This is a genomic window from Streptomyces albus subsp. chlorinus (assembly GCF_013302895.1).
GTDB lineage: Bacteria > Actinomycetota > Actinomycetes > Streptomycetales > Streptomycetaceae > Streptomyces > Streptomyces chlorinus.
On the sequence record NZ_VJOK01000001.1, the window covers coordinates 4,897,902 to 4,918,335 of the forward strand.

Here is a 20,434-nt window from a genome sequence, read left to right on the forward strand (position 1 = left end):
GCAACCCTCCGCGCGGGTAACGTCGTCCCTCACACGGCGAAGCCACTGGCCACACGGGGGCGGAGGAAGCGGAATGACGAGCAGACTGGACAGGCTCAGGTCGGCCGTGGGCCGTTGGGCCGCGAAGGCCGCCGAGCGGCGGGCCGAGGCGGAGGCGGGCCCGCCCGGGCCCGACGACATCGATCGAAGACTCTCCAACGCCGAGGCGGGCCGCGCCCAGGCCGAGGCCGAGGCGGGTGGCACCGGTCACACCAGCGGATACGTGCCGCCGCCGCCGAAGTACGCGCCGGCCATAGCGGCCAAACCGGAACCGGCCGCAGCCGTGCCGTGGGGGGTGCGGGTCGCCGCCGAGGCCGGGTGGCGGCTGCTGGTGCTCGCCGGGGTCATCTGGGTGCTGATGAAGGTCGTCAGCACGATCAGCCTGGTGATCATCGCCTTCTCCGCCGGACTGCTCATCACCGCCCTGCTCCAGCCCACTGTGGCCAGGCTGCGGCGGATCGGGCTCGGCCGGGGGCTGGCCACCGCCATCACCTTCATCGCCGGCTTCGTCGTCATGGGCCTGGTCGGCTGGTTCGTGGTGTGGCAGGTGATGGAGAACCTCGACACCCTCACCGACAAGGTGCAGGACGGTATCCAGGAGCTGAAGAACTGGGCGCTGAACGGCCCGTTCCACGTCTCCGAGGACCAGATCAACGACATCGCCCAGAATCTGAGCGACTGGATCGGCGACAACAGCAAGGAGCTGACCTCGGCGGGCATCGAGGGCGTCACCGTCATCCTGGAGTTCCTCTCGGGCGCGCTGTTGACGATGTTCGTGACGCTCTTCCTCCTCTACGACGGGCGCCGCATCTGGGAGTGGACCCTCAAGTTCGTCCCCGCGGCGGCGCGCGAGGGGGTGGCGGGTGCGGGCCCGCGCGCCTGGGCGACGCTCACCGGCTATGTGCGCGGCACGGTGATAGTGGCCCTGATCGACGCGGTCTTCATCGGCATCGGCCTGTACTTCCTCAAGGTGCCGATGGCCGTGCCGCTCGCCGTCTTCATCTTCCTGTTCGCCTTCATCCCGATCGTCGGCGCCGTGGTCTCCGGCGCCCTGGCCGTGGTCGTCGCGCTGGTCACGGACGGCATCTTCACGGCCCTGCTGACGCTGTGCGTCGTGCTGGCCGTCCAGCAGATCGAGAGCCACATCCTCCAGCCGTTCATCCTCGGCCGCCTGGTGCGCGTCCACCCGCTGGCCGTCGTCCTCGGGGTGACGGGCGGCAGCCTGATCGCGGGCATCCCCGGCGCGGTGGTGGCGGTGCCGCTTGTGGCCGTCGTCAACACGGTCGTCGGCTATCTCAAGGGCTACGCGCAGGAGCAGGCGCTCCGCCAGCTGCGGGAGGCCGCGCCGCCCCCCGGGAGCGGGGAGCGGGACCCGGCCGAGCCGGAGCAGTGACCACCCCGCGTCCGCGGTGGGCCTGGCCCGGCCCCCTCCGCCTCCGGGCGGGAGGGGGCTGTCAGTACGGGGCCTCGCGCTGGTCCATGAAGCGGCGCAGGTGCCGGGTGTCCTTATCCGTCCAGCCGCGGGAGGGGGCGACAGCGGCCCACGCCTCCACCGAACCGTTGCCGTACCGGTGGCCGTGCGGGGCGCCGACGCCGTAGGAGACGGCCATGTCCACCGTCGTCTGCCAGAAGGTGACCAGCGGGAACCAGGTGACCGCGTCCGTGATGTCCGGCCCCAGCGGCTCGCGCAGCCAGGGGGGCGGGTTCAGGGCGAGGCCGGGTGACCACCATACGATGGCGTCCGAGGCGTTCTGCAGGTAGACGACGCGCGGGGACTTCCAGCCGGGGCCGGGGCGGGCGAGGTCCTCGCGGGGCCACTGAGCGAACCGGAAGTGGCGCCCCCCTTCGTACTCGGGGCGCCACACCGGGCTGCCCGGCTCGCGGTGCGCGGTCAGTTCGCGGCGGATCGGGGAGAAGTGGGGGGAGCCGGCCAGGACGGCGCCGTCCACCTTCGCCAGCAGATCGTCCGGGCCGTCGAACGAGGCTTCGATCCCATAGGCGCCCAGGGACTCGCCGAAGACGACGAGCTTGGGGCGGTGCCCGGCCGGCTGCTCCAGCCAGCGGGCGCGTACCGCCTCCACCAGCGCCCGGGTGGCGCGGCCCGCCTGTTCCTTGTCCACCAGGAAGGACGCCCAGCTGGGCAGGTAGGAGTACTGCACCGCCACGATGGCGGTGTCGCCGCCGTGGATGTACTCCAGCGGTTCGGCGTCCGTGGAGTTGACCCACCCCCGGCCGGTGGTCCCGGCGATGGCCAGCACGTCCCGGTCGAAGGCGCCGGTACGCTCCAGCTCCCGCACCGCCAGCCGTGCGCGGGCCCTGAACGAGGGGGCCGACGCCTGCCCCACGTACACCCGGACCGGCCGGAGGGCGCGCTTCCCGGTGACGGCGCGGATGTGCCGGGCCGAGATCGCCGAGCCGGTGAAGTTGCGGCCCTCGTACCCCAGCTCGTCCCACTCGACGAGGGACGCCGGGCTGCCCGAGACCAGCGGGGAACGCGGCCGGACGATGCCGTCCTTGGTGCTCTCGTCGGTCTGCTGCGCCAGGTACGCCGCCCCATCGAGGACGCCGCGGTCGAAGACGACGTCGCGGGTGCCGAAGACGACGACCATCGCGCTGACCAGCAGGCCGACGCCGATCGCCAGCGGGCGCGGCACGAAGCGGCCCAGCAGCCGGATCAGGGCGCGGGTGCCGAGCCGGACCGCGCGGGCCAGCGCCACCAGCGCCAGGCAGATCGCCATGGCCAGCAGGGCGATCATCAGGGAGTGCCAGGTGAGGGTCTCGGGCATCTCCTGGAGCCGGCGCAGCTCCCGCTGCGCGTCGGCGCTCCAGGACAGCGCGGCGATGGTGAGCGCGGTGCTGAGCGCGTAGTACGCCAGCCAGGCGCGGGCCCGCCAGCGGGGTCCGGGGCGGCGGCGGACGTACCGGCGGCACAGCGGCCCCAGCGTGAGCCGCAGCAGCCACTCGGCCAGCCCGCCGATGGCGTACCCCATGGCGGCGGTGATGCCCCCGATCACCCCCTGGAGGAACCAGGGGCGGGGCACCAGGGAGGGGGTCAGCGAGAGCCAGAAGAACAGCGTCGCGCAGCACAGCGCCGCGAGCCCGGGCCAGCGCCGCACGACGTAGGAGGGGTGGGGCGCCTCCCAGTAGGGGTGCCGGGCCGACGCGCGCAGGCGCCGGGCGAGTACGCGCAGGCGGCGCCGGACACGGGGCGGCGGCGCGGGTATCCGGCGCCGTTGGGGAGCGCCGCGCTGCGGCGGGATGCGGCGCGGCGGCGCGAGTTGTTCGTCCGCTGCCTGACCCATCGCCCACTTTCCGCTCACTCGCTGCCGGTACGGCACCGGTCGTCCAGTATCGACCGCTCTTGACCGGCTGACGCAGCGGGGGGCGCCGGGGTTGCTCGTGGGCGGTCCTGTGCCGCTCCCGCCCTGTCCCCACCGGGTGTATACACGCGGTGTATACACGTCGTGTAGTGTGCCTCGCATGTCGATAAGCCACACCCTGCTCGGTCTGCTGGAGACCGGGCCACGCCACGGATACGACCTCAAACGCGCCTTCGACGAGAAGTTCGGGCACGACAGGCAACTGCACTACGGGCAGGTCTACTCGACCATGTCGCGCCTGCTGAAGAACGGGCTCGTCGAGGTCGAGGGGGTCGAGCCGGGCGAGGGCCCCGAACGCAAGCGCTACGCCATCACCGAGGCAGGGGTCACCGACGTCCACACGTGGCTGTCCACCCCCGAGAAGCCGGAGCCGTACCTCCAGAGCACCCTCTACACCAAGCTGGTGCTCGCCCTGCTGACGGGACGGGACGGCGCCGCGCTGCTGGACATCCAGCGCGCGGAGCACCTGCGCATGATGCGCGAGCTGACCCGCCGCAAGACCCACGGCGACCTCGCGGACCAGCTGATCTGCGACCACGCGCTCTTCCACCTGGAGGCCGACCTGCGCTGGCTGGAGACGGCCGCCGCGCGCCTGGACAAGCTCGCCGGTCAGGTGAGCGCATGACCTCGCTCCCCACCCCTCCCGCCCCGTCGCACCCCACGGCCGCACTGCTGTCCGCACAGGGGCTGCGCAAGACCTACGGCACGACCACGGCCCTGGACGGCGCCGATTTCTCCATCGGCGCGGGCGAGGTCGTGGCGGTGATGGGCCCCTCCGGATCGGGCAAGTCCACCCTGCTGCACTGCCTCGCCGGAATCGTGCCGCCCGACAGCGGCCGGGTGACCTACCAGGGCAGGGACATCTCCACGCTCTCCGACGCCCAGCGCAGCGCCCTGCGCCGCGGCGACTTCGGGTTCGTCTTCCAGTTCGGGCAGTTGGTGCCCGAACTGACCTGCCTGGAGAACGCGGCGCTCCCGCTGCGGCTGGCGGGAGCCGGCCGCAAGGAGGCCGAGGCCCGCGCCAAGGAGTGGCTGGAGCGGCTGGAGGTCGAGGACGTACGGCACCACCGGCCGGGCCAGGTCTCCGGCGGCCAGGGGCAGCGCGTGGCGGTCGCCCGCGCCCTGGCCGGCGGACCCCGCGTGGTCTTCGCCGACGAGCCGACCGGCGCGCTGGACTCCCTCAACGGCGAACGCGTCATGCGGCTGCTGACCGAGACCGCCCGCGCGTCGCAGACCGCGGTCGTCCTGGTCACCCACGAGTCCCGCGTCGCCGCCTACTCCGACCGCGAGATCGTCGTCCGCGACGGCAGGGCCCGGGACATGAACCCCATGGCGGCCGCCCTATGACCGACCGGCGGCGCGTGCGGGGATGGGCGCGCGACCTCGCGATGGGCGCCAGGTTCGCCTTCTCGGGGCGCCAAGGGCGCGTGCGTACGGCACTGACCGCCCTGGGAGTGGCGCTGGGAGTGGCGATGCTGCTGCTGGCGGCCTCCGTCCCGCACGCACTGAGCGAACGGGACGCCCGCACGGACGCCCGCGGTGGCCTGCTCGTGGACGCTGGGGTGGAGCATTCGTCCGACAGGTCGCTGCTGGTGGCGGACGCGAACACGAGCTACCACGACAAGGAGCTGCACGCCAGGATGCTCCAGGCGGAAGGCAGCCATCCGGTCACCCCGCCCGGCGTCGACAGGTTCCCCCGGCCCGGCGAGATGGTCGTCTCACCCGCGCTCAAGGAACTGCTCGCCTCCCAGGACGGCGCCGAGCTGACGAAGCGGTTCGACCACCGCGTCGTCGGCACCATCGGCAAGGAGGGACTGTCCGGACCGGCCGAGCTGTCCGCCTACCTGGGCACCGACGAACTGACGCCCGGCGCCACCGGGGTGCGCCTGGAGCGCTTCGGCATCTCGCAGGACCGCCCGCCGATGGACCCGGTACTCCTCATGCTGGGCGCGGTGGCCTGCGTGGTGCTGCTGACGCCGGTCGCGGTCTTCGTCGCGACGGCGACGCGCTTCGGCGGCGAACGGCGGGACCGACGGCTGGCAGCCCTGCGGCTGGTCGGCGCCGACGCCGCGATGACCCGCCGGATCGCGGCCGGGGAGTCGCTGGCCGGCGCGGTGCTCGGCGTGGTGCTGGGCGCCGTGCTCTTCGCCCTGGGACGGCAGGGCGCCGACGAGGTCTCCCTGTTCGACGCCAGCGCCTTCCCCTCCGACGTGGTGCCGGACCCGGCCCTGGGGGCGCTGGTCGTCCTGGGCGTGCCCGCCGTGGCAGTGGCCGTCTCCGTGTTCGCCCTGCGCGGCGTCACCATCGAACCGCTGGGCGTGCTGCGGGAGAGCCGGCCCGTCTCGCGCCGGCTGTGGTGGCGGCTGGTGCCCCCGGCCGTGGGCCTGCTGCTCCTGCTGCCGCTGGCCGGCGCCCTGCGCGGGGACTCGGGGCAGGTGAGCGAGACCCGGGTCGTCAGCGGTGCGCTGCTGCTGCTGAGCGGGGTGGCGCTGCTGCTGCCCTGGCTGGTGGGGCGGCTCGTGAACGGGCTGCGCGGGGGCACGCTCTCCTGGCAGCTCGCCGTCCGCCGCCTCCAGCTCGGCGGCGGCACGGCCGTCCGCGCCGTCAGCGGCATCACCATCGCGGTGGCCGGGGCCATCGCGCTCCAGATGCTGTTCGCCGGGGCCGAGGAGCTGTCCACGCGGCCGACCGGCCAGGAGCGCACCGACGCGCGGCGGATCACCGTCGGGGGCGGCTACCGCCTGTCGCCCGCCGAGGCGGAGCAGCGGACCCGCAAGCTCCGGAACATCGAGGGGGTCGCCTCGGTGAGCGGCTACCTGGAGGCGTCCCAGCCGATCGCGGGCATGACCGAGGCCGAACAGAAGTACGCCACGGTGATCGTGGGGGACTGCGCCAGGCTCCGCGGGCTGGCCGCGCTCCCCTCCTGCCACGACGGCCAGGTCTTCCGCGCCACGGCGCCTGAGCGGAAGGGCAGCGGCCCACCGCCACGCGCCGGGACCGCGCTGGAGGTGACCGGCCCCGGCGGCAAGGGCGCCACGAAGTGGACGGTCCCCGCCTCCGCGCGGACCGTCCGGGCCAAGCACCCGGGCTGGAGCGACCTGCCCGTCGAGGCGCTCCTCGTGACACCGTCGGCGGCGCCGGTGGAGCGGTTCGACGTCTCCTACACCGGCTGGATCCAGCTCCGCGAGGACGACCCGGACGTCGTGGAGAAGGTCCGCACCGCCCTCTACCGGGACGATCCGGTGGCGGGGATCATGCAGATGCACGAGACGGAGACCTCCAAGGACTTCCTGGCGCTGCGGCGCGCCGTCTTCGCCGCCGCAACCGGAGTGCTGGCCCTCATCGGCGCCAGCATGATCCTCTCCCAGATCGAGCAGCTGCGGGAGCGCCGACGGCAGTTGGCGGTACTGGTGGCGTTCGGGACCCGCCGCAGGACACTGGGCGCCTCGGTGCTGTGGCAGACCGCCGTGCCGGTCGCGCTGGGACTCCTGCTGGCCTCCGGTATCGGCCTCGGGCTGGGCTGGGCCCTGATGCGGGTGATCGGCCGGCCGGTGAGGGAGTGGACGGTCTTCTGGCCGATGGCCGGGGTGGGCGCCGGGGTGATCGCGGTGGTGACACTGCTGAGCATGCCGGTGCTGTGGCGCCTGATGCGGCCGGACGGGCTGCGCACCGAGTAGCCAGGCGGCACACGCCGTGCGGCGCGTGCCGTGCGACCCTCATGCGCGGGGCGGCCGGGCCGGACGCCGGCGCTCCGGTCCGGCCGCCCCGCGGGAAACCAGCGGCCGTGCGCGCCGGTCGGCCCCGCCGTACCGCCGCCAGGCCGTCTCAGGGGCCGCCGCGGTCTCTCAGGGGCCGCCCCCCCCGTTCTCAGGCCGCCCGGCCGTCTCAGGGCCGTGCGGGACGGACGGGCAAGGAGGCCAGTGCGGCCCGCAGGGCGTCACCGAAGGAGCGGAACTCCTCCTCCCGCGCGGCCCCCTCCCGCATCGCCAGCGCGATCCGCCGGGAGGGCGCGGGATCGGCGAAACAGGCCGTCCGCAGCGACGCGTTGCGCGCGGCCTCCACGGGCACCGCCGTCTGCGGCAGCAGGGTCACGCCCATGCCCCCGGCCACCAGTTGCACCAGGGTGGAGAGTCCGGCCGCGCTGGTCGTCACGCTGGCCGAGTCCGTGCGGCCCGCCTCGCGGCAGATGTCGAGCGCCTGGTCGCGCAGACAGTGCCCCTCGTCCAGCAGCAGCAGATCCAGCTCGCGCAGCAGGGAGCGCGGCAGGTCGCAGCGCCCGGCCGCCGGATGGTCGTGCGGGGTGACGAGTACGAAGTCCTCGTCGAAGAGCGGCACCTCCTGGATCCAGGAGGCCGCCAGGGGCACCGCGCACAGCAGCAGGTCCAGCCGCCCCTGCCCCAGCCCCTCCACCAGCGAGTCCGTCTGCTCCTCGTGCACCTGGAGGTCCAGATCCGGGTAGCGCTTGCGGACGAGGCCGAGCACGGTCGGCAGCAGATACGGGGCCACCGTGGGGATCACCCCCAGGCGCAGCACCCCGGTGAACGGCGCCTGCGCCGCCTCCGCCTCCTCCATCAGCTCGCCCATGGCGTGCAGCACCGCGCGGGCCCGGACCGCCATCCGCTCACCGGCGGGGGAGAGCAGCACCTTTCGAGTGGTTCTCTCCAGCAACTGCACACCCAGCGTCTCCTCCAGTGCCGCCACGGCACCCGAGAGCGCGGGCTGGCTCATGCCGATCGCGGCGGCGGCCTCCCGGAAGTGCAGGTGCTCGGCCACCGCGCTGAAAGCCCGCAGCTGGGACAGGCTCGGCTGCCGGGTGCGGCCGGCGCGCGGCGCCTGCTGGGGCGGGGCCGTGCGCCTCACCTGGGCGGGGAAGGACTGCGCGCTCGGTGCGGTCACTGATAACTCACTCCAATCAAACACCCCAACTGTAACTATGTCCGCGATCAATGCCCTACGCGGGTGGGTGGTTCCGGCCGACCTCCAGGAATACGTACAACCCAGGCATCCTGGCCGCCCGCAGGCGCAACCAGCGCGTACGCGCACGTGCTTACCGTCGGTGCCGGATTCCCCGAGTCCGAGCTGACCGCCTGCGTCGTCCCTCTGGGGAAGGGCGAGGAGTGCGAGACGATCAACCACACGACCTACGAGAGCCCGTCCCGCAGCCGCGCGGCGAACGCCCGCGCAGCGGCCAGGTCCCCGTCGTTCGGCCGCTGTTTCCGGATGCCGCCGACCAGCTTGAAGGGCGGCATGGTGTCCAGTGCCCGGCACGAGAAGGTCCCGCCCACCTCGAAGCCCTTGCCGTCGAGGAGCCGGACCAAGGGGCGGGTGAAGGGCACCAGCGGCAGCTCGGGAAGCCCGCTGGTGGCGAACACGAATGCCCGGCCCCGCCCGGCGGGCAGCGCCTTGACGAAGTCGGTCAGGCGGCGGTGGAGCCTCTGACAGAAGACGCCCGAGCCGAATCCCACAAGGTCGGCGCCGGCCAGCTCCGCCGGGTCGGCCTGCTCAGGGGGGACGACCTTCGCGTCCAGTACCTGAGCCATGCTGTCGGCGACACGACGCGTATTTCCGTGCGACACGGAGACGCACACGATGACGGCCTTCATCCTCACGATCCCTTCCTCGGCTTCAGAAAGAGGACAAGGCGGCGGCCCCGGATGTGACACCACCCAGTGGTGAGAGGGGCGGAGGTACAGGTCACCGACCTGTGGGCGTCGGCCTGGGCAGTGGACGGCCGTACGGGCCACTCCCTCACGGTCCCCACAGCCCCACACTCAGCGCCGCAAGCAGCCCCAGCACTGCCAGGCAGGTACAGAGCACGTGCTCCACGACTGGATGACGTTGCCGAAGGACCCGCAAGGCCGCCCCCCGGTACGGCCGTCCGCCTCCACCCGGAAGCCCAGCGGCGATAACCGCACGTAGGAGTACTCACCCGGCCACTCACCAAGGCTGGCGAACTCGGCTGAGCCGCTGCCGCCACGGTTCCCCAAGCGGCGACGCAGCACGATCAGCGCCCGCACCCGTTCCAGGGTCCAGAAGTCCGACACCTTCTCCCTCCTCCCACACAGGCCCCGGCCCCGCCCCCGGGCATGCTCAGCCAGGGACAGTGCCGTGAGTTCGCAGCAGACGCGGCCCGGTCGGGCCGCCGGAAACCAGGCGCTACCTGAGCGCAGGCGACGCCTGGCAGTTCACGGGAGGGGACAACCTTCACTTGCTTGAGCTGCCGCACCAGGTGCGGCGCAAGTACGGAGTCAAGCCCCTTGTGACCGAACGGCAGGGAGACAAGCCCCACGAGATCGACTCTTACGAACGCGCATTCGCGGGCATCTGGGAAGCGGTACACGACGATCAGGACTCAGCGGCCCGGATCTCAGGGATAGCAGGGAGACGTGAACGACGAGCTTGAGAGCGCGGTGTGGTTCATATCCAGTCGCAGCAATGGGCAGGCGGACCGCGTCGAGGTTGCGTTCCTCGCGGACGTGGTAGCTACCCGGGACACCAAGGGCCGGGAACGGGCCACGCTCGTGTGCGCGCCTCAGCAGTGGCAGGCGTTTGTGACAAGTGCGGCCGAAGGTCATTTCGACAACATGTGACACCCGTCACGACGGCCCCGCTCCGTTCGGCTCGGAGCGGGGCCGGTCCATGTCCGAAGATCGTTTCTTCCCTGGGCCGCGCGTGTCGGCCGATCCGCTGATAGCTCCACCCGATCAAACAGCTCACCTATGTCTATTTCCGCGATCAATGCCCCATGTGGTTAGGTGGGTTCGACCAACCTCCAGGAATGCATGCAATCCCGGCATCCTGGCCGCAAGTGCAAGGAGTGTGTACGTGCTCACCGTCGGTGACAAGTTCCCTGAGTTCGAGCTGACCGCCTGCGTCTCCCTGGAGAAGGGCAAGGAGTTCGAGACGATCAACCACAAGACCTACGAGGGCAAGTGGAAGGTCGTCTTCGCCTGGCCGAAAGACTTCACGTTCGTCTGCCCGACCGAGATCGCCGCCTTCGGCAAGCTGAACGACGAGTTCGCCGACCGTGACGCCCAGATCCTCGGCTTCTCCGGCGACTCGGAGTTCGTGCACCACGCCTGGCGCAAGGACCACCCGGACCTGACCGAGCTGCCCTTCCCGATGATGGCCGACTCCAAGCACGAGCTGATGCGCGCGCTCGGCATCGAGGGCGAGGACGGCTTCGCGCAGCGCGCCGTCTTCATCGTCGACCAGAACAACGAGATCCAGTTCACGATGGTGACCGCCGGCTCCGTCGGCCGTAACCCCAAGGAGGTCCTGCGGGTCCTCGACGCCCTGCAGACCGACGAGCTGTGCCCCTGCAACTGGACCAAGGGCGAGGAGACCCTCGACCCGGTCGCGCTGCTGGCCGGTGAGTGAGCCATGGCTCTCGACGATCTGAAGTCGGCCCTTCCGGACTACGCGAAGGACCTCAAGCTCAATCTCGGCTCCGTCATAGGCAACTCCGAGCTGCCCAAGCAGCAGCTGTGGGGCACTGTGCTGGCCTGTGCCATCGCGTCCCGCTCCGGCATCGTGCTGCGCGCGCTGGAGCCGGAGGCCAAGGAGAACCTGAGCGACGAGGCGTACACCGCGGCCAAGTCGGCCGCCGCCATCATGGCGATGAACAACGTCTTCTACCGCACCCGGCACCTGCTGTCGGACCCGGAGTACGGCACCCTGCGCGCCGGTCTGCGGATGAACGTCATCGGCAACCCCGGTGTCGAGAAGACGGACTTCGAGCTGTGGTCGCTCGCCGTCTCCGCGATCAACGGCTGCGGGCAGTGCCTCGACTCCCACGAGCAGGTGCTGCGCAAGGCCGGGGTGGACCGCGAGACGATCCAGGAGGCGTTCAAGATCGCCGCGGTCGTCCAGGCAGTCGCCACCACCCTCGACGCCGAGGCACAGCTCGCCTGAGGGCGAGGTGTGCCCGAGCGGCATCGAGGCGCCCGGCGCCTTGATGCCGCTCCGTACCGTGCTCGGGAGGCTGGGGGAGCCGGACCTCCCAAGCGCGGGGAAAAAACCGTCACGGCTCCGGGGCCGGGTCCGGGACCGGGAGTTCGAACCAGACGACCTTGCCCGTGGACAGCCGGGTGGCGCCCCACCGGCGGGCCAGCCGGTTGACGAGGTAGAGCCCGCGCCCGCCCTCGTCGGTGGCGCGGGCCTGCCGCAGCCGGGGCAACTGGGGGACGTCGTCCCCCACCTCGCACCGCAGCACATCCGTCCGCAGTAGCCGGAGTGTGATAGGACGCTCCGCGTACCGGACGGCGTTCGTGACGATCTCGCTCACCAGCAGTTCGACCGCGTCCGACAGCTCTTCCAGTCCCCAGCGGACCAGCGCCCTGCGGGCGAGTCTGCGGGCCTGGCGTGCGGTCTGGGCGCGCGGGTCGAGGAACCAGTAGGCGACGTCGCTGGGTGCGATCCCGTCGAACCGGGCGGCCAGCAGCGCGATGTCGTCGTCCCGGTCGCCGGGGCCGAGGATGTCCAGTACCTCGTCGCACAGCGGTTCCAGCGGTGCGGCGGCGCCGGGGCGGGTCAGCCGCGCGGTCGCCGCCAGCTTCTCGCGCAGGTGCTCGATGCCGGTCCACACGTCGCGCTGCCGGGACTCCACCAGCCCGTCGGTGTAGAGCAGCAGGGTCGCGCCCGCGGGGGCGTCCAGTTCGACGGCCTCGAAGTCGACGCCGCCCACGCCGATCGGCGCCCCGGCCGGTATCCGCAGTACTTCCGCCCGGCCGCCCCGGTGCAGCATGACCGGCGGCGGGTGGCCCGCGTTGGCGACGACGATGCGGTGCGCGACCGGGTCGTAGACGGCGTAGAGGCAGGTCGCCATGCGGTCGCTGCCCAGCCGCTGCGCCTGCTCGTCCAGGTGGTGCAGCACCTCCTGCGGCGGCAGGTCGAGTCCGGCCAGGGTCTGCGCGGTGGTCCGCAGCTGGCCCATGATGGCGGCGGAGGTCATCGAGTGGCCCATCACGTCACCGACGACCAGTGCCACCCGCGAGCCGGGCAGCGGGATGGCGTCGTACCAGTCGCCGCCGACCCGCGCCGTCTCGGCGGCGGGCAGATAGCGGCTGGCGAGCTGGACGCCGGTGGGCTGGGGGAGTTCGTCGGGGAGCATGGTGCGCTGCAGCTCGTCGGCGATGTACGCCTCGCGGCCGTAGAGCACCGCCTTGTCGACGCCGAGCGCGGTGTGGGTGGCCAGTTGCGCGGCGATCAGCAGGTCGTCCGGCTCGAACGCGGGGCGCTCCGGGCGCCGCAGGAAGACCGCGGCGCCGATGACTCTGCGCCGGCCGCGCAGCGGCGCGAGGATGGCGCGGTTGCCGGTGGGTACCTCGCGGTCGGGGCCGAGGAGTTCGGGCAGCGCGGCGCTGGCCGACGGCGAGTCGGCGAAGACCGGGCGTACTCCGCGCAGCACTTCGGCCAGTGGCCCGCCCGGCCGTACCTCGGCGAGCTGCGCCGCCGCCGTGCCGGCCGCTCCGGCCGCCATGCCGGAGACCATCCCGAGGGAGAGCCCGCCGCCCTCGCCGCGCGCCGGGGGCAGCGGGTGCTCGGGGTGTTCGGCGGCTGCCGTCACCGGGCCCGCGGCGATGGTCTGGGTGGCCTGGAGCGCCTGGGCGGCCAGCGGGTCGTCGGGGATGCGGTCGCTGCGCCGCAGCCGCAGCACGAAGGGGCCGGTGGGCCGTTCGTCGCCCACCGGGAGCGGGTCGCGCAGGTAGACGAGGATCGCGTCCGAGTAAGCGGGAACGCTGGCCCGGCACAGGCCCAGCACCGTCTCGTCCAGGTCGACGCCGCGGGCGATGCGCCGCGTCGCCGCGCCCACGAAGCGCAGCCGGTCGCCGCCCCGGCGCTCCCGCTCGGTGCGCTCGCTGCCGCTCCGGGCGGCGGGATCGGCGCTCTCGTCGGCCGCCTGTGGGTGCGGGTGGGGCTGTGGCTGCGGGGGAACCGCCTCGTGGCTGTGCGGGGACGGCCCGGCTCCGCTCCCGGCGGCGCCGGGGCCGGTGGCGTCCGGGGCGCCGGCGGGGCCGGTGCGGGCTTCGCCCGAGGGCTTGGGCTGCGTCGGCTCGGTGGTGCTGCTCGCCGCAGGTTTCTCGTGCTCCGTCACGCGTTCGGTTTCCATCCATCCGGGGCTGCGCGTCGGCGCACGCCCAGCGCCAGGTGCTCGCGGTCTATGGGCGTCGTCGGCAGTGCAGAAAGAGCTGAATCTCGGGCGGTATGTCCGTGCTCGCAGGAGCGTACGCGCGCGCGTCCTCCTCCACGACATCGAATCCCGCGTCCTGGACCACCCCACGCAGTTCGTCCCGCAGATAGCCGGATACCCGAATCGTGTTGCCCAGGAACGGGATGGGGAAATCGTTCACGTCCGCCTCCACCATCCCCAGCACCAGCGGGCCGTCGCCGGTGAGCTGTCCGTGCAGCATCCGCAGGGCGACGGGGATCTCCTCGCGGGGCAGCATCAGCAGGGAGAAGAAGGCGACCGCACCGTCGAACGGGCCCAGGCCCGCCGTCTCCAGGTCGGCCAGGTCCAGCTTGCGGCAGGTGCATTCGGGGACGTTGTCGCGGCACAGTTTCAGCATCGAGGACGACAGGTCGATGCCGACGACGTCGAGTCCGGCGTCGGCCAGCTGCCGTGCCGTCGGCACTCCCGTGCCGCAGCCGACGTCCAGGGCACGGGAGCCGGGGGCCAGCTGGGACACCAGCCAGGCGGCCCCGGCGATCTGTCCCTCTTTGTGAGGGAACGCCTCGTCGTAGCGGTCCCCTATGGCGTCGAACGCCTCGGACTGCCCCGATCTGTCGATAGTGGTGCGGTCGAAGCCGTCGTATGCCCCGGTGCCTGCCCCGGCTGTCTGGCCAGCCCCAAAACCCGCAGAGCTGCTCACGGCTGGGCTCCTTCCTGGCTGCCGGTCAAGTCCCCGGAGGGTGAGAGGAGTTGTGCGGCGGATGCGTACGGAGGTTGATCCTACGTTTGCAGTATGGCTGCCTATCAAGGGGCACCGGGAGGTGGGTGCGGCGATGTGCCGGGGGAGGGCGCGCCGGCCGAGGGCGGCCGGTCCCAGTCCTCGGGCAGCTCGGGCACCGGCCAGCCCGGGTCGGGCCGCCAGTGCTCCCAGCCGTCCGTGAACGGCGTCCCCCAGGCGCGGACCGCCTCCACCGCCCGCCGTCCGGCCTCGCGTACCCGCTCGGCCTGGGCCGCGTCGAGCAGCCCCACCCGCCGGGCCTCGGCGAACTCGTCCTCGTCCCGCCACTCCCAGCGTCCGTCGGGGGACACCTCGATGTCCAGGAAGTGGTCCTCGGAGTCCACGCCGCCCGGCCAGCGCAGCAGGGGCTCCTCCAGGTTCACGTAGAAGTTCTTGAACCGCCAGCCGCGTTCCCAGAACAGCCACACCGACCACGGCTCGCCGGGCCGGGCCAGCTTGAGCACGCCCGTGCCCGACCAGCGGGTGAACGCGGTCCTGCGCGGCTTGGTGTAGCGGGTGGCCAGCGGCTCGCGGTGCAGGGGGGTACCGTCCGCCATCTCGGGACGGGCGCACAGCGTGCCAGGTGCCATCCAGGCCGCCAGCAGCTCGGGGGTGTCGCGCACGACGGTGACGGGGCGACAGATGTGGGGGTACGCGGCGCCGTTGGCACGGTAGCGCCACAGTATGGGGGTGCCTGTGGGCCAGTGCTCGGTCGCCGTCGCCTGTTGCGCTGTCATGACGGGATCTTAGGCGCCGCTCCCGCCGGCCCGCCGTGAGCTGTGCCGCAGCGCACCGGCCAGGTGCCCCCCGGGGCTCAGCGGCCGGGGCTCACGGGTGCGTCATCCGCAGGACGTCCAGCGCCTCGTCCAGCTGCTCGGTCGTCAGCTCCCCGCGCTCGACGTAGCCGCTGGCCAGCACCGCCTCGCGGATGGTGAGCTGTTCGGCCAGCGCCTTCTTGGCGACGGCGGCGGCGTTCTCGTAGCCGATGTACTTGTTGAGCGGGGTGACCACGGAGGGGGAGGACTCCGCGTACGCGCGGGCCCGCTCCACGTCGGCCGTGATGCCGTCCACCGTGCGGTCCGCCAGCAGCCGCGCCGCGCTGGACAGCAGCCGCACCGACTCCAGCAGGTTCTTGGCGATGACGGGCAGCATCACGTTCAGCTCGAAGTTGCCCGCCGCGCCCGCCGCCGCGACCGTCGCGTCGTTCCCCGTCACCTGCGCGGCCACCATCAGCACCGCTTCGGGGATCACCGGGTTGACCTTCCCCGGCATGATGGAGGAGCCCGGCTGCAGATCGGGCAGCGCGATCTCCGCCAGGCCGGTGCGCGGGCCCGAGGACATCCAGCGCAGATCGTTGGAGATCTTGGTGAGGCCGACCGCGATGGTGCGCAGCTGGCCCGAGGTCTCCACCAGCGCGTCCCGCGCGCCCTGCGCCTCGAAGTGGTCGCGCGCCTCGGTCAGCGGCAGGCCCGTGGCGCGGGCCACCTCCTCGATGACGGCGGCGGCGAACCCGGGCGGTGTGTTGATCCCGGTGCCCACCGCGGTGCCGCCCAGCGGCAGTTCGGCCAGCCGCGGCAGCGACGCGCGCAGCCGCTCGACGCCGTAGCGCATCTGCGCCGCGTAACCGGCGAACTCCTGGCCGAGGGTGACCGGCGTGGCGTCCATCAGGTGCGTGCGCCCGGACTTGACCACGTCCGCGAACTCCTCCGCCTTGCGCTCCAGCGCCTCGGCCAGGTGCTCCAGCGCCGGGATCAGATCGGCGGTCACCGCGGCCGTGGCGGCGATGTGGATGGAGGAGGGGAAGACGTCGTTGGACGACTGGCTGGCGTTGACGTGGTCGTTCGGGTGGACGTCCGTGTCCCCGGCGCCGCCCTCCTCCCCGCGCTCCCGGGCCAGCCGCTCGGTGGCCAGGGTGGCCAGCACCTCGTTCATGTTCATGTTCGAGGAGGTGCCGGAGCCGGTCTGGAAGACGTCGACCGGGAAGTGGTCGTCCCAGCGGCCCTCGGCGACCTCCTCGGCGGCCGCCCGCACCGCCTCGGCCCGCTTCCGGTCCAGCACGCCCAGCCGCGCGTTGACCACCGCCGCCGCGGCCTTGATCCGGGCCAGTGCCTCGATGTGCGCGCGCTCCAGCCGCTGCCCGCTGACGGGGAAGTTCTCGACGGCACGCTGGGTCTGCGCCCGCCACTTGGCGTGCGCGGGGACCCGCACCTGCCCCATCGAGTCGTGCTCGGTCCGGTACTCGCCGCTGTCGGTGCTCTCGGTCATCGTGCGTACCCCTGCCCAGTGCTGACGGTGCTCGTCGTTGTCCGGCCGTACCCGGCCCACACGGTTTCCAGCATCCCGCACGCCCCGGACATTCCTGGCTAGGGTCGCCGCCATGACGAGTCGTATCGCGGTGCTGTGCATCGACGCGGTGGAGCCTCGGCGGGTGGCGGACTTCTGGTGCCGGGTGCTGGGCTGGCAGATCGTGGAGGAGGGCGAGGACGGCTCCTTGTGCCTCGGCCCGCCCGGAAAGCCGGAGCCGGGCATCGACGTGCTGCCCGTCCCCGAGCGCAAGACCCTCAAGAACCGCCTCCACCTGGACCTGCGCGCCGACGGCAGCAGCACCGGGGAGGAGCTGGCCCGGCTCCTGGAGCTGGGCGCCCGGAAGGTGGACGTCGGCCAGTCCGGGGACGCGGACTGGACGGTCCTCGCCGACCCGGAGGGCAACGAGTTCTGCCTGCTGGCCACCCCCGCGCAGCGGGCGGAGGGCCGGGAGAACTGAGCGGAGCACCCCCGGAGAGCCGGTCAGCGCCGCCCCGTCCCGCCCCGCAGTGCGCACCCGGTGCTCACCGTCCACCGAGCTGGGTCCAGGCGCTGTTGACGATCTTCTGGGCGAGCGCGGCGTGCCGGGGCGGGACGCGGACGCTCACCCACAGCTGCCTGTCGGCCCGCCCGCCCGGCAGCTCGGTCCACAGGCGCAGCTCGTACTCCTTCGCGGTACGCCGCACCGCGAACAGCGGCCCGTTCCGTCCCCGCGTGCGCCACCGCACCGCGGCGGGCCCGGGGCGGTCCGCCGCGAAGCCGCGGGACTCCGCACGCGAACAGCGGGCCCCGCAGGACAGCTCGGCGAGGTGCAGCCGCAGCCGGGGGACGGTGCGGGCGGCCGGTCCGGTCCGCCTCGCGCAGTCGTACTCGTCGACGCGGGAACCGCGCGGCTCCCACTCGCACGTGAGCTGCTCGGGAGCGCGCAGCCGCAGGGACACCAGCGGGAACTCCCACAGGTACGAGCGCTCCCGGCGGCCCCACACCGCCCCGTGCAGCCGCCGCTCGGGCTGCCGGTAACGGGTCAGCCGGGAGTCTGCGGGCGGACGGGCGCGCGGGATGCCGGCCGGGTCCCGCGCGTCCGTGCGGCCCAGCGCCCGGCGCAGCAGCGACTCGGCGACGGCCGCCGCCCGCCGCTGCGAGGCGAACTCCTCCGCGTAGTCGACGGTCACCAGCAGGTTCCCGTGCCGCGCCGTGTAGCGTGCCTGCCGCAGCCCGGGACCGCCCGTGTCCGGGCCCCACGCCACGGTCACGACGCGGACCGTCTCGCCGCCCGGCCCGGACCGGGCATCGAAGCTCATCGGGAGGCCGGAGCGCCCGGACCCGCGCACGACCCGCCACCGGCTCCGCTCCTGCTCCAGCAGGGACCGGAACGCGCGGTGCGCCGTCTCCGCGCCGCTCAGCCCCCTCCCCGGCGCCGCCACCCGCAGCCGCACCGCCACCCGGACCTCGGGGACGAAGGGCGCCTGCTCGTCCGCGCGGCAGGTGTCGCCGTCGGCGACGCGGAGCGGATCGGCCATCAGTGCCTCCAGGGTGGTGCCGGACAGCACCGCGCAGGCGGTGGCGGGGCCCGGATGCGGCCCCGGGACGCCGTCCGCGCCCAGCACCCCCAGCGGGACGGAGAGGAGCACGAGGCCGCCCAGCCCGGCCAGGAACCCGGCGGCCGGTCCGCCGAGCGCGGACAACCGCCGGTCCGGCCGTGTACGGACGGGTACGTCGGCGGCCAGCCGGTTGCGCAGTTCGATGTGGCGGAAGCGGTAGACGCCGCCGGCCTGGCGCAGGATGCCCCGGCCGTGTGCTTCGCGCAGGAAGTCCATCAGCCGCCAGGGCAGCCGTCCCGTGGCGGCGAACCAGAGGCGGGCGAGCGTGTAGCGCCCCCAGGCGGAGGTGGTGATCTCGTGCAGCCAGATGCTCAGCGCGGCTCCGGCGGCGGTGCCCAGCCAGGTGGTGGCCCCCACCACGTCCCGGCCGCCGAGCAGCTGCCACCCGGCCAGCATCAGTGCGGGCAGGGCCCAGGGCCAGGCCGGATCACCGTCGTCGCGGGTGGGGGCGATGCCGAGCACCAGGGTGGCGCGCCGGTCGCGGCGCAGCAGCCGGGCGGGTTCCGTCGCGGTCTCCGGGTCCGCCGGTCTCCTGACGTGCTCCACCGCCCGGCGCAGCGCGGCGTACCCGAAGAACGCGGCTGCCACCACCGCCGCCAGGTTCCTGCCGTACGGTCCGGCGAGCCCGCCGGCGAGATAGACCACCCCGGCCGCCGACAGCGCCCAGCCGGCTAGCCGGCCGGCCCTCCGCGTACGGGGGACCGCCCGCGCCCCGGCCGGGTGGGGCAGCCGCAGCTGCTGCGGGACGCGGGCCGGGCGCCCGCCCCACTCGTCCCACGCGTACGCGAAGGCCACCAGGGCGAACCCGGCCCACAGCGGCACCGGCACCCAGCGGTCCCACCAGGGCGCCCCCGGGGCGGCGAAGCGGAGGGTGAGCGTCGCCGTGACGACGGCCGGCAGCACGCTCAGCCGCCTCAGCCAGGACGGCAGCGCCTCCTCCAGCCGCCACCAGGCGATCTCCGTGCCGCCCGTGTGGCGGGTGTGGCCGGCGAGGAACGCGGCCCACCCGCGCGCGCGTTCCGCGCGGCCGGGCCCGGCGTCGGCGTACGCGGCCGTCAGGAAGGCGTCGTACAGGTGCCGTTCGACGGCCTGCACGGTGGTGAAGCGGCCCGCGCCCAGCAGTTCGGCCGGGTCGGCACCGGTCTCGCTGTAGGCGACCCGGGCCAGTGCGACCATCAGCGGGGTGCTCAGCACCCGGCGCAGCACCCGGGTCTCGCGCGCGGTGTCCCCCGGGTCGGCCAGCCGCTCCAGCACGGGCGACCACTTGGTGCGCCCGGGGTCCTCGCGGCTGGTGCGGCGGCTGGTACGGGGCAGATAGCGCAGCAGATCGCCGGTGGTCAGCGGGCACAGCTCCACGGCCACCGCGCCCGGCAGCGGGAGGGCGGCACCGTCCACGGCCCGGGTGTACTCGCGGGTGCGGCTGGTGAGGACGTAGCGCGCGTGCGCGGTGAGGCTGGCGCGCAGCTGCCGCAGCGCCTCCGCCTGGCCGGGGCCCGGGAGTTCGTCGAAGCCGTCGAGCACGGGCAGGACGCGGCCCGACTCGATCAGGTCCAGCGCGGCCTCGGGCGTCGGCAGCGGCACCGGGTGCTCGGCGCTCATCCGCTCGGCCGCCCACCGCCACAGGCCCCGGCCCTCACCCGGGTTCCAGGAGGCCAGTGGCAGCACGACCGGGACGGGCGCGGCGGAGGCGGGGCCGCGCGCCTCCAGCAGTTTGCGGGCGAGCCGGTGGACCAGGACCGTCTTCCCGGCGCCTGGCGCGCCCAGGACGACGAGCCGGCCGCGGGGGAGGGAGGCGAAGAAGGCGGGGATGCCCGCGAACTCGCCCTCCGCCTCCAGCGTTCCGGCCGCTAAGGTGCCGGCCGCGGGTATGCCGTCGGCGGGCCGGCCGGCCCCGGGTGTGCTGTCGGCGGAGGTGCCGGCTGCGGGTGTGCTGTCGGCGGGTGTGCCGAGGAGGTTGCTCTCGTGGTCGGTGACCAGCGGGTCGGCGGCCCGCCAGCGGACGGGGATGGGCGTGGGCGTGGTAACCGGGGAGAGGGCGAGCTGGTCCTCCCGGCCGTACTGCCGCCGCAGCGCCTCGGCGAGCCGCTCGGTGGCCTGGTCGAGCCGGTGCGCGGGCAGCGGGGTGCGGGGGCGTGCGGCCCGCCGCCGGTCCAGCACCCGG

16 protein-coding genes are annotated in these 20,434 nt (G+C 73.4%); 8 read left to right on the forward strand and 8 right to left on the reverse strand.

The window, feature by feature from the left end:
- Positions 1-73 precede the first annotated feature (73 nt).
- Positions 74-1,432: an AI-2E family transporter gene (locus FM076_RS21505; protein WP_173872613.1), complete on the forward strand. Its 1,359-nt coding sequence runs from the start codon at positions 74-76 to the stop codon at positions 1,430-1,432.
- Between the two features lie 61 nt (positions 1,433-1,493).
- On the opposite strand, the gene FM076_RS21510 is transcribed toward FM076_RS21505, so the two are convergent.
- On the reverse strand, positions 1,494-3,341 hold the full coding sequence (locus tag FM076_RS21510; protein WP_173872614.1) for an alpha/beta hydrolase: 1,848 nt from the start codon (positions 3,339-3,341) through the stop codon (positions 1,494-1,496).
- A gap of 178 nt (positions 3,342-3,519) precedes the next feature.
- Here FM076_RS21510 and FM076_RS21515 point away from each other — a divergent pair, with 178 nt between their 5' ends.
- From FM076_RS21515 to FM076_RS21525, 3 genes are read left to right on the forward strand one after another with little or no spacing between them, the layout of a single operon-like run.
- Positions 3,520-4,044 (forward strand): PadR family transcriptional regulator, encoded by a 525-nt coding sequence (locus tag FM076_RS21515; RefSeq protein ID WP_173872615.1) that lies wholly within the window; start codon positions 3,520-3,522, stop codon positions 4,042-4,044.
- Positions 4,041-4,766 (forward strand): ABC transporter ATP-binding protein, encoded by a 726-nt coding sequence (locus FM076_RS21520; RefSeq protein WP_173872616.1) that lies wholly within the window; start codon positions 4,041-4,043, stop codon positions 4,764-4,766. The genes FM076_RS21515 and FM076_RS21520 overlap by 4 nt, the downstream gene beginning before the upstream one ends.
- Entirely contained in the window at positions 4,763-7,096 is a 2,334-nt protein-coding gene (locus FM076_RS21525; RefSeq protein ID WP_173872617.1) for an ABC transporter permease, read from the forward strand. Before FM076_RS21520 ends, FM076_RS21525 begins: the two co-directional genes overlap by 4 nt.
- A gap of 208 nt (positions 7,097-7,304) precedes the next feature.
- Here FM076_RS21525 and FM076_RS21530 read toward each other — a convergent pair whose 3' ends face one another.
- Positions 7,305-8,279: a LysR substrate-binding domain-containing protein gene (locus FM076_RS21530; protein WP_173874910.1), complete on the reverse strand. Its 975-nt coding sequence runs from the start codon at positions 8,277-8,279 to the stop codon at positions 7,305-7,307.
- A 281-nt stretch (positions 8,280-8,560) separates the two neighbouring features.
- On the reverse strand, positions 8,561-9,022 hold the full coding sequence (locus FM076_RS21535) for a flavodoxin family protein (RefSeq protein WP_173874911.1): 462 nt from the start codon (positions 9,020-9,022) through the stop codon (positions 8,561-8,563).
- A 783-nt stretch (positions 9,023-9,805) separates the two neighbouring features.
- On the opposite strand from FM076_RS21535, the gene FM076_RS34060 reads away from it, so the two are divergent.
- The 3 genes from FM076_RS34060 to FM076_RS21550 all read left to right on the forward strand — a co-directional run bounded on the left by FM076_RS34060 (position 9,806) and on the right by FM076_RS21550 (position 11,333).
- Entirely contained in the window at positions 9,806-10,009 is a 204-nt protein-coding gene (locus tag FM076_RS34060) for a DUF397 domain-containing protein (RefSeq protein ID WP_173872618.1), read from the forward strand.
- A 235-nt stretch (positions 10,010-10,244) separates the two neighbouring features.
- Entirely contained in the window at positions 10,245-10,799 is a 555-nt protein-coding gene (locus tag FM076_RS21545) for a redoxin domain-containing protein (protein WP_173872619.1), read from the forward strand.
- Between the two features lie 3 nt (positions 10,800-10,802).
- On the forward strand, positions 10,803-11,333 hold the full coding sequence (locus FM076_RS21550) for an alkyl hydroperoxide reductase (protein ID WP_173872620.1): 531 nt from the start codon (positions 10,803-10,805) through the stop codon (positions 11,331-11,333).
- A gap of 109 nt (positions 11,334-11,442) precedes the next feature.
- On the opposite strand, the gene FM076_RS21555 is transcribed toward FM076_RS21550, so the two are convergent.
- From FM076_RS21555 to FM076_RS21570, 4 genes are all read right to left on the reverse strand, one after another.
- Positions 11,443-13,530: a SpoIIE family protein phosphatase gene (locus FM076_RS21555; protein ID WP_173872621.1), complete on the reverse strand. Its 2,088-nt coding sequence runs from the start codon at positions 13,528-13,530 to the stop codon at positions 11,443-11,445.
- Positions 13,531-13,579: 49 nt separating this feature from the next.
- On the reverse strand, positions 13,580-14,290 hold the full coding sequence (locus tag FM076_RS21560) for a methyltransferase domain-containing protein (protein ID WP_173872622.1): 711 nt from the start codon (positions 14,288-14,290) through the stop codon (positions 13,580-13,582).
- Positions 14,291-14,394: 104 nt separating this feature from the next.
- Positions 14,395-15,105, reverse strand: a complete 711-nt coding sequence (gene fomD / locus FM076_RS21565; protein ID WP_173872623.1) for a cytidylyl-2-hydroxypropylphosphonate hydrolase — start codon at positions 15,103-15,105, stop codon at positions 14,395-14,397.
- Positions 15,106-15,196: 91 nt separating this feature from the next.
- Positions 15,197-16,633, reverse strand: a complete 1,437-nt coding sequence (locus FM076_RS21570) for a class II fumarate hydratase (protein ID WP_173872624.1) — start codon at positions 16,631-16,633, stop codon at positions 15,197-15,199.
- Between the two features lie 112 nt (positions 16,634-16,745).
- On the opposite strand from FM076_RS21570, the gene FM076_RS21575 reads away from it, so the two are divergent.
- Complete coding sequence (locus FM076_RS21575; protein WP_173872625.1) at positions 16,746-17,132, forward strand: VOC family protein; 387 nt, start codon at positions 16,746-16,748, stop codon at positions 17,130-17,132.
- A 64-nt stretch (positions 17,133-17,196) separates the two neighbouring features.
- Here the strand turns inward: FM076_RS21575 and FM076_RS21580 are convergent.
- Positions 17,197-20,434, reverse strand: a 3,238-nt coding sequence (locus tag FM076_RS21580; protein ID WP_173872626.1) for an NACHT domain-containing protein, incomplete at its 5' end; no start/stop codon positions are given.

Coding starts and splice junctions, on each gene's coding strand:
- FM076_RS21505 (WP_173872613.1), top strand. CDS start 74: ATGACGAGCAGACTGGACAGGCTCAGGTCGGCCGTGGGCCGTTGGGCC.
- FM076_RS21510 (WP_173872614.1), bottom strand. CDS start 3,341: ATGGGTCAGGCAGCGGACGAACAACTCGCGCCGCCGCGCCGCATCCCG.
- FM076_RS21515 (WP_173872615.1), top strand. CDS start 3,520: ATGTCGATAAGCCACACCCTGCTCGGTCTGCTGGAGACCGGGCCACGC.
- FM076_RS21520 (WP_173872616.1), top strand. CDS start 4,041: ATGACCTCGCTCCCCACCCCTCCCGCCCCGTCGCACCCCACGGCCGCA.
- FM076_RS21525 (WP_173872617.1), top strand. CDS start 4,763: ATGACCGACCGGCGGCGCGTGCGGGGATGGGCGCGCGACCTCGCGATG.
- FM076_RS21535 (WP_173874911.1), bottom strand. CDS start 9,022: ATGAAGGCCGTCATCGTGTGCGTCTCCGTGTCGCACGGAAATACGCGT.
- FM076_RS21550 (WP_173872620.1), top strand. CDS start 10,803: ATGGCTCTCGACGATCTGAAGTCGGCCCTTCCGGACTACGCGAAGGAC.
- FM076_RS21555 (WP_173872621.1), bottom strand. CDS start 13,530: ATGGAAACCGAACGCGTGACGGAGCACGAGAAACCTGCGGCGAGCAGC.
- fomD (WP_173872623.1), bottom strand. CDS start 15,105: ATGACAGCGCAACAGGCGACGGCGACCGAGCACTGGCCCACAGGCACC.
- FM076_RS21570 (WP_173872624.1), bottom strand. CDS start 16,633: ATGACCGAGAGCACCGACAGCGGCGAGTACCGGACCGAGCACGACTCG.
- FM076_RS21575 (WP_173872625.1), top strand. CDS start 16,746: ATGACGAGTCGTATCGCGGTGCTGTGCATCGACGCGGTGGAGCCTCGG.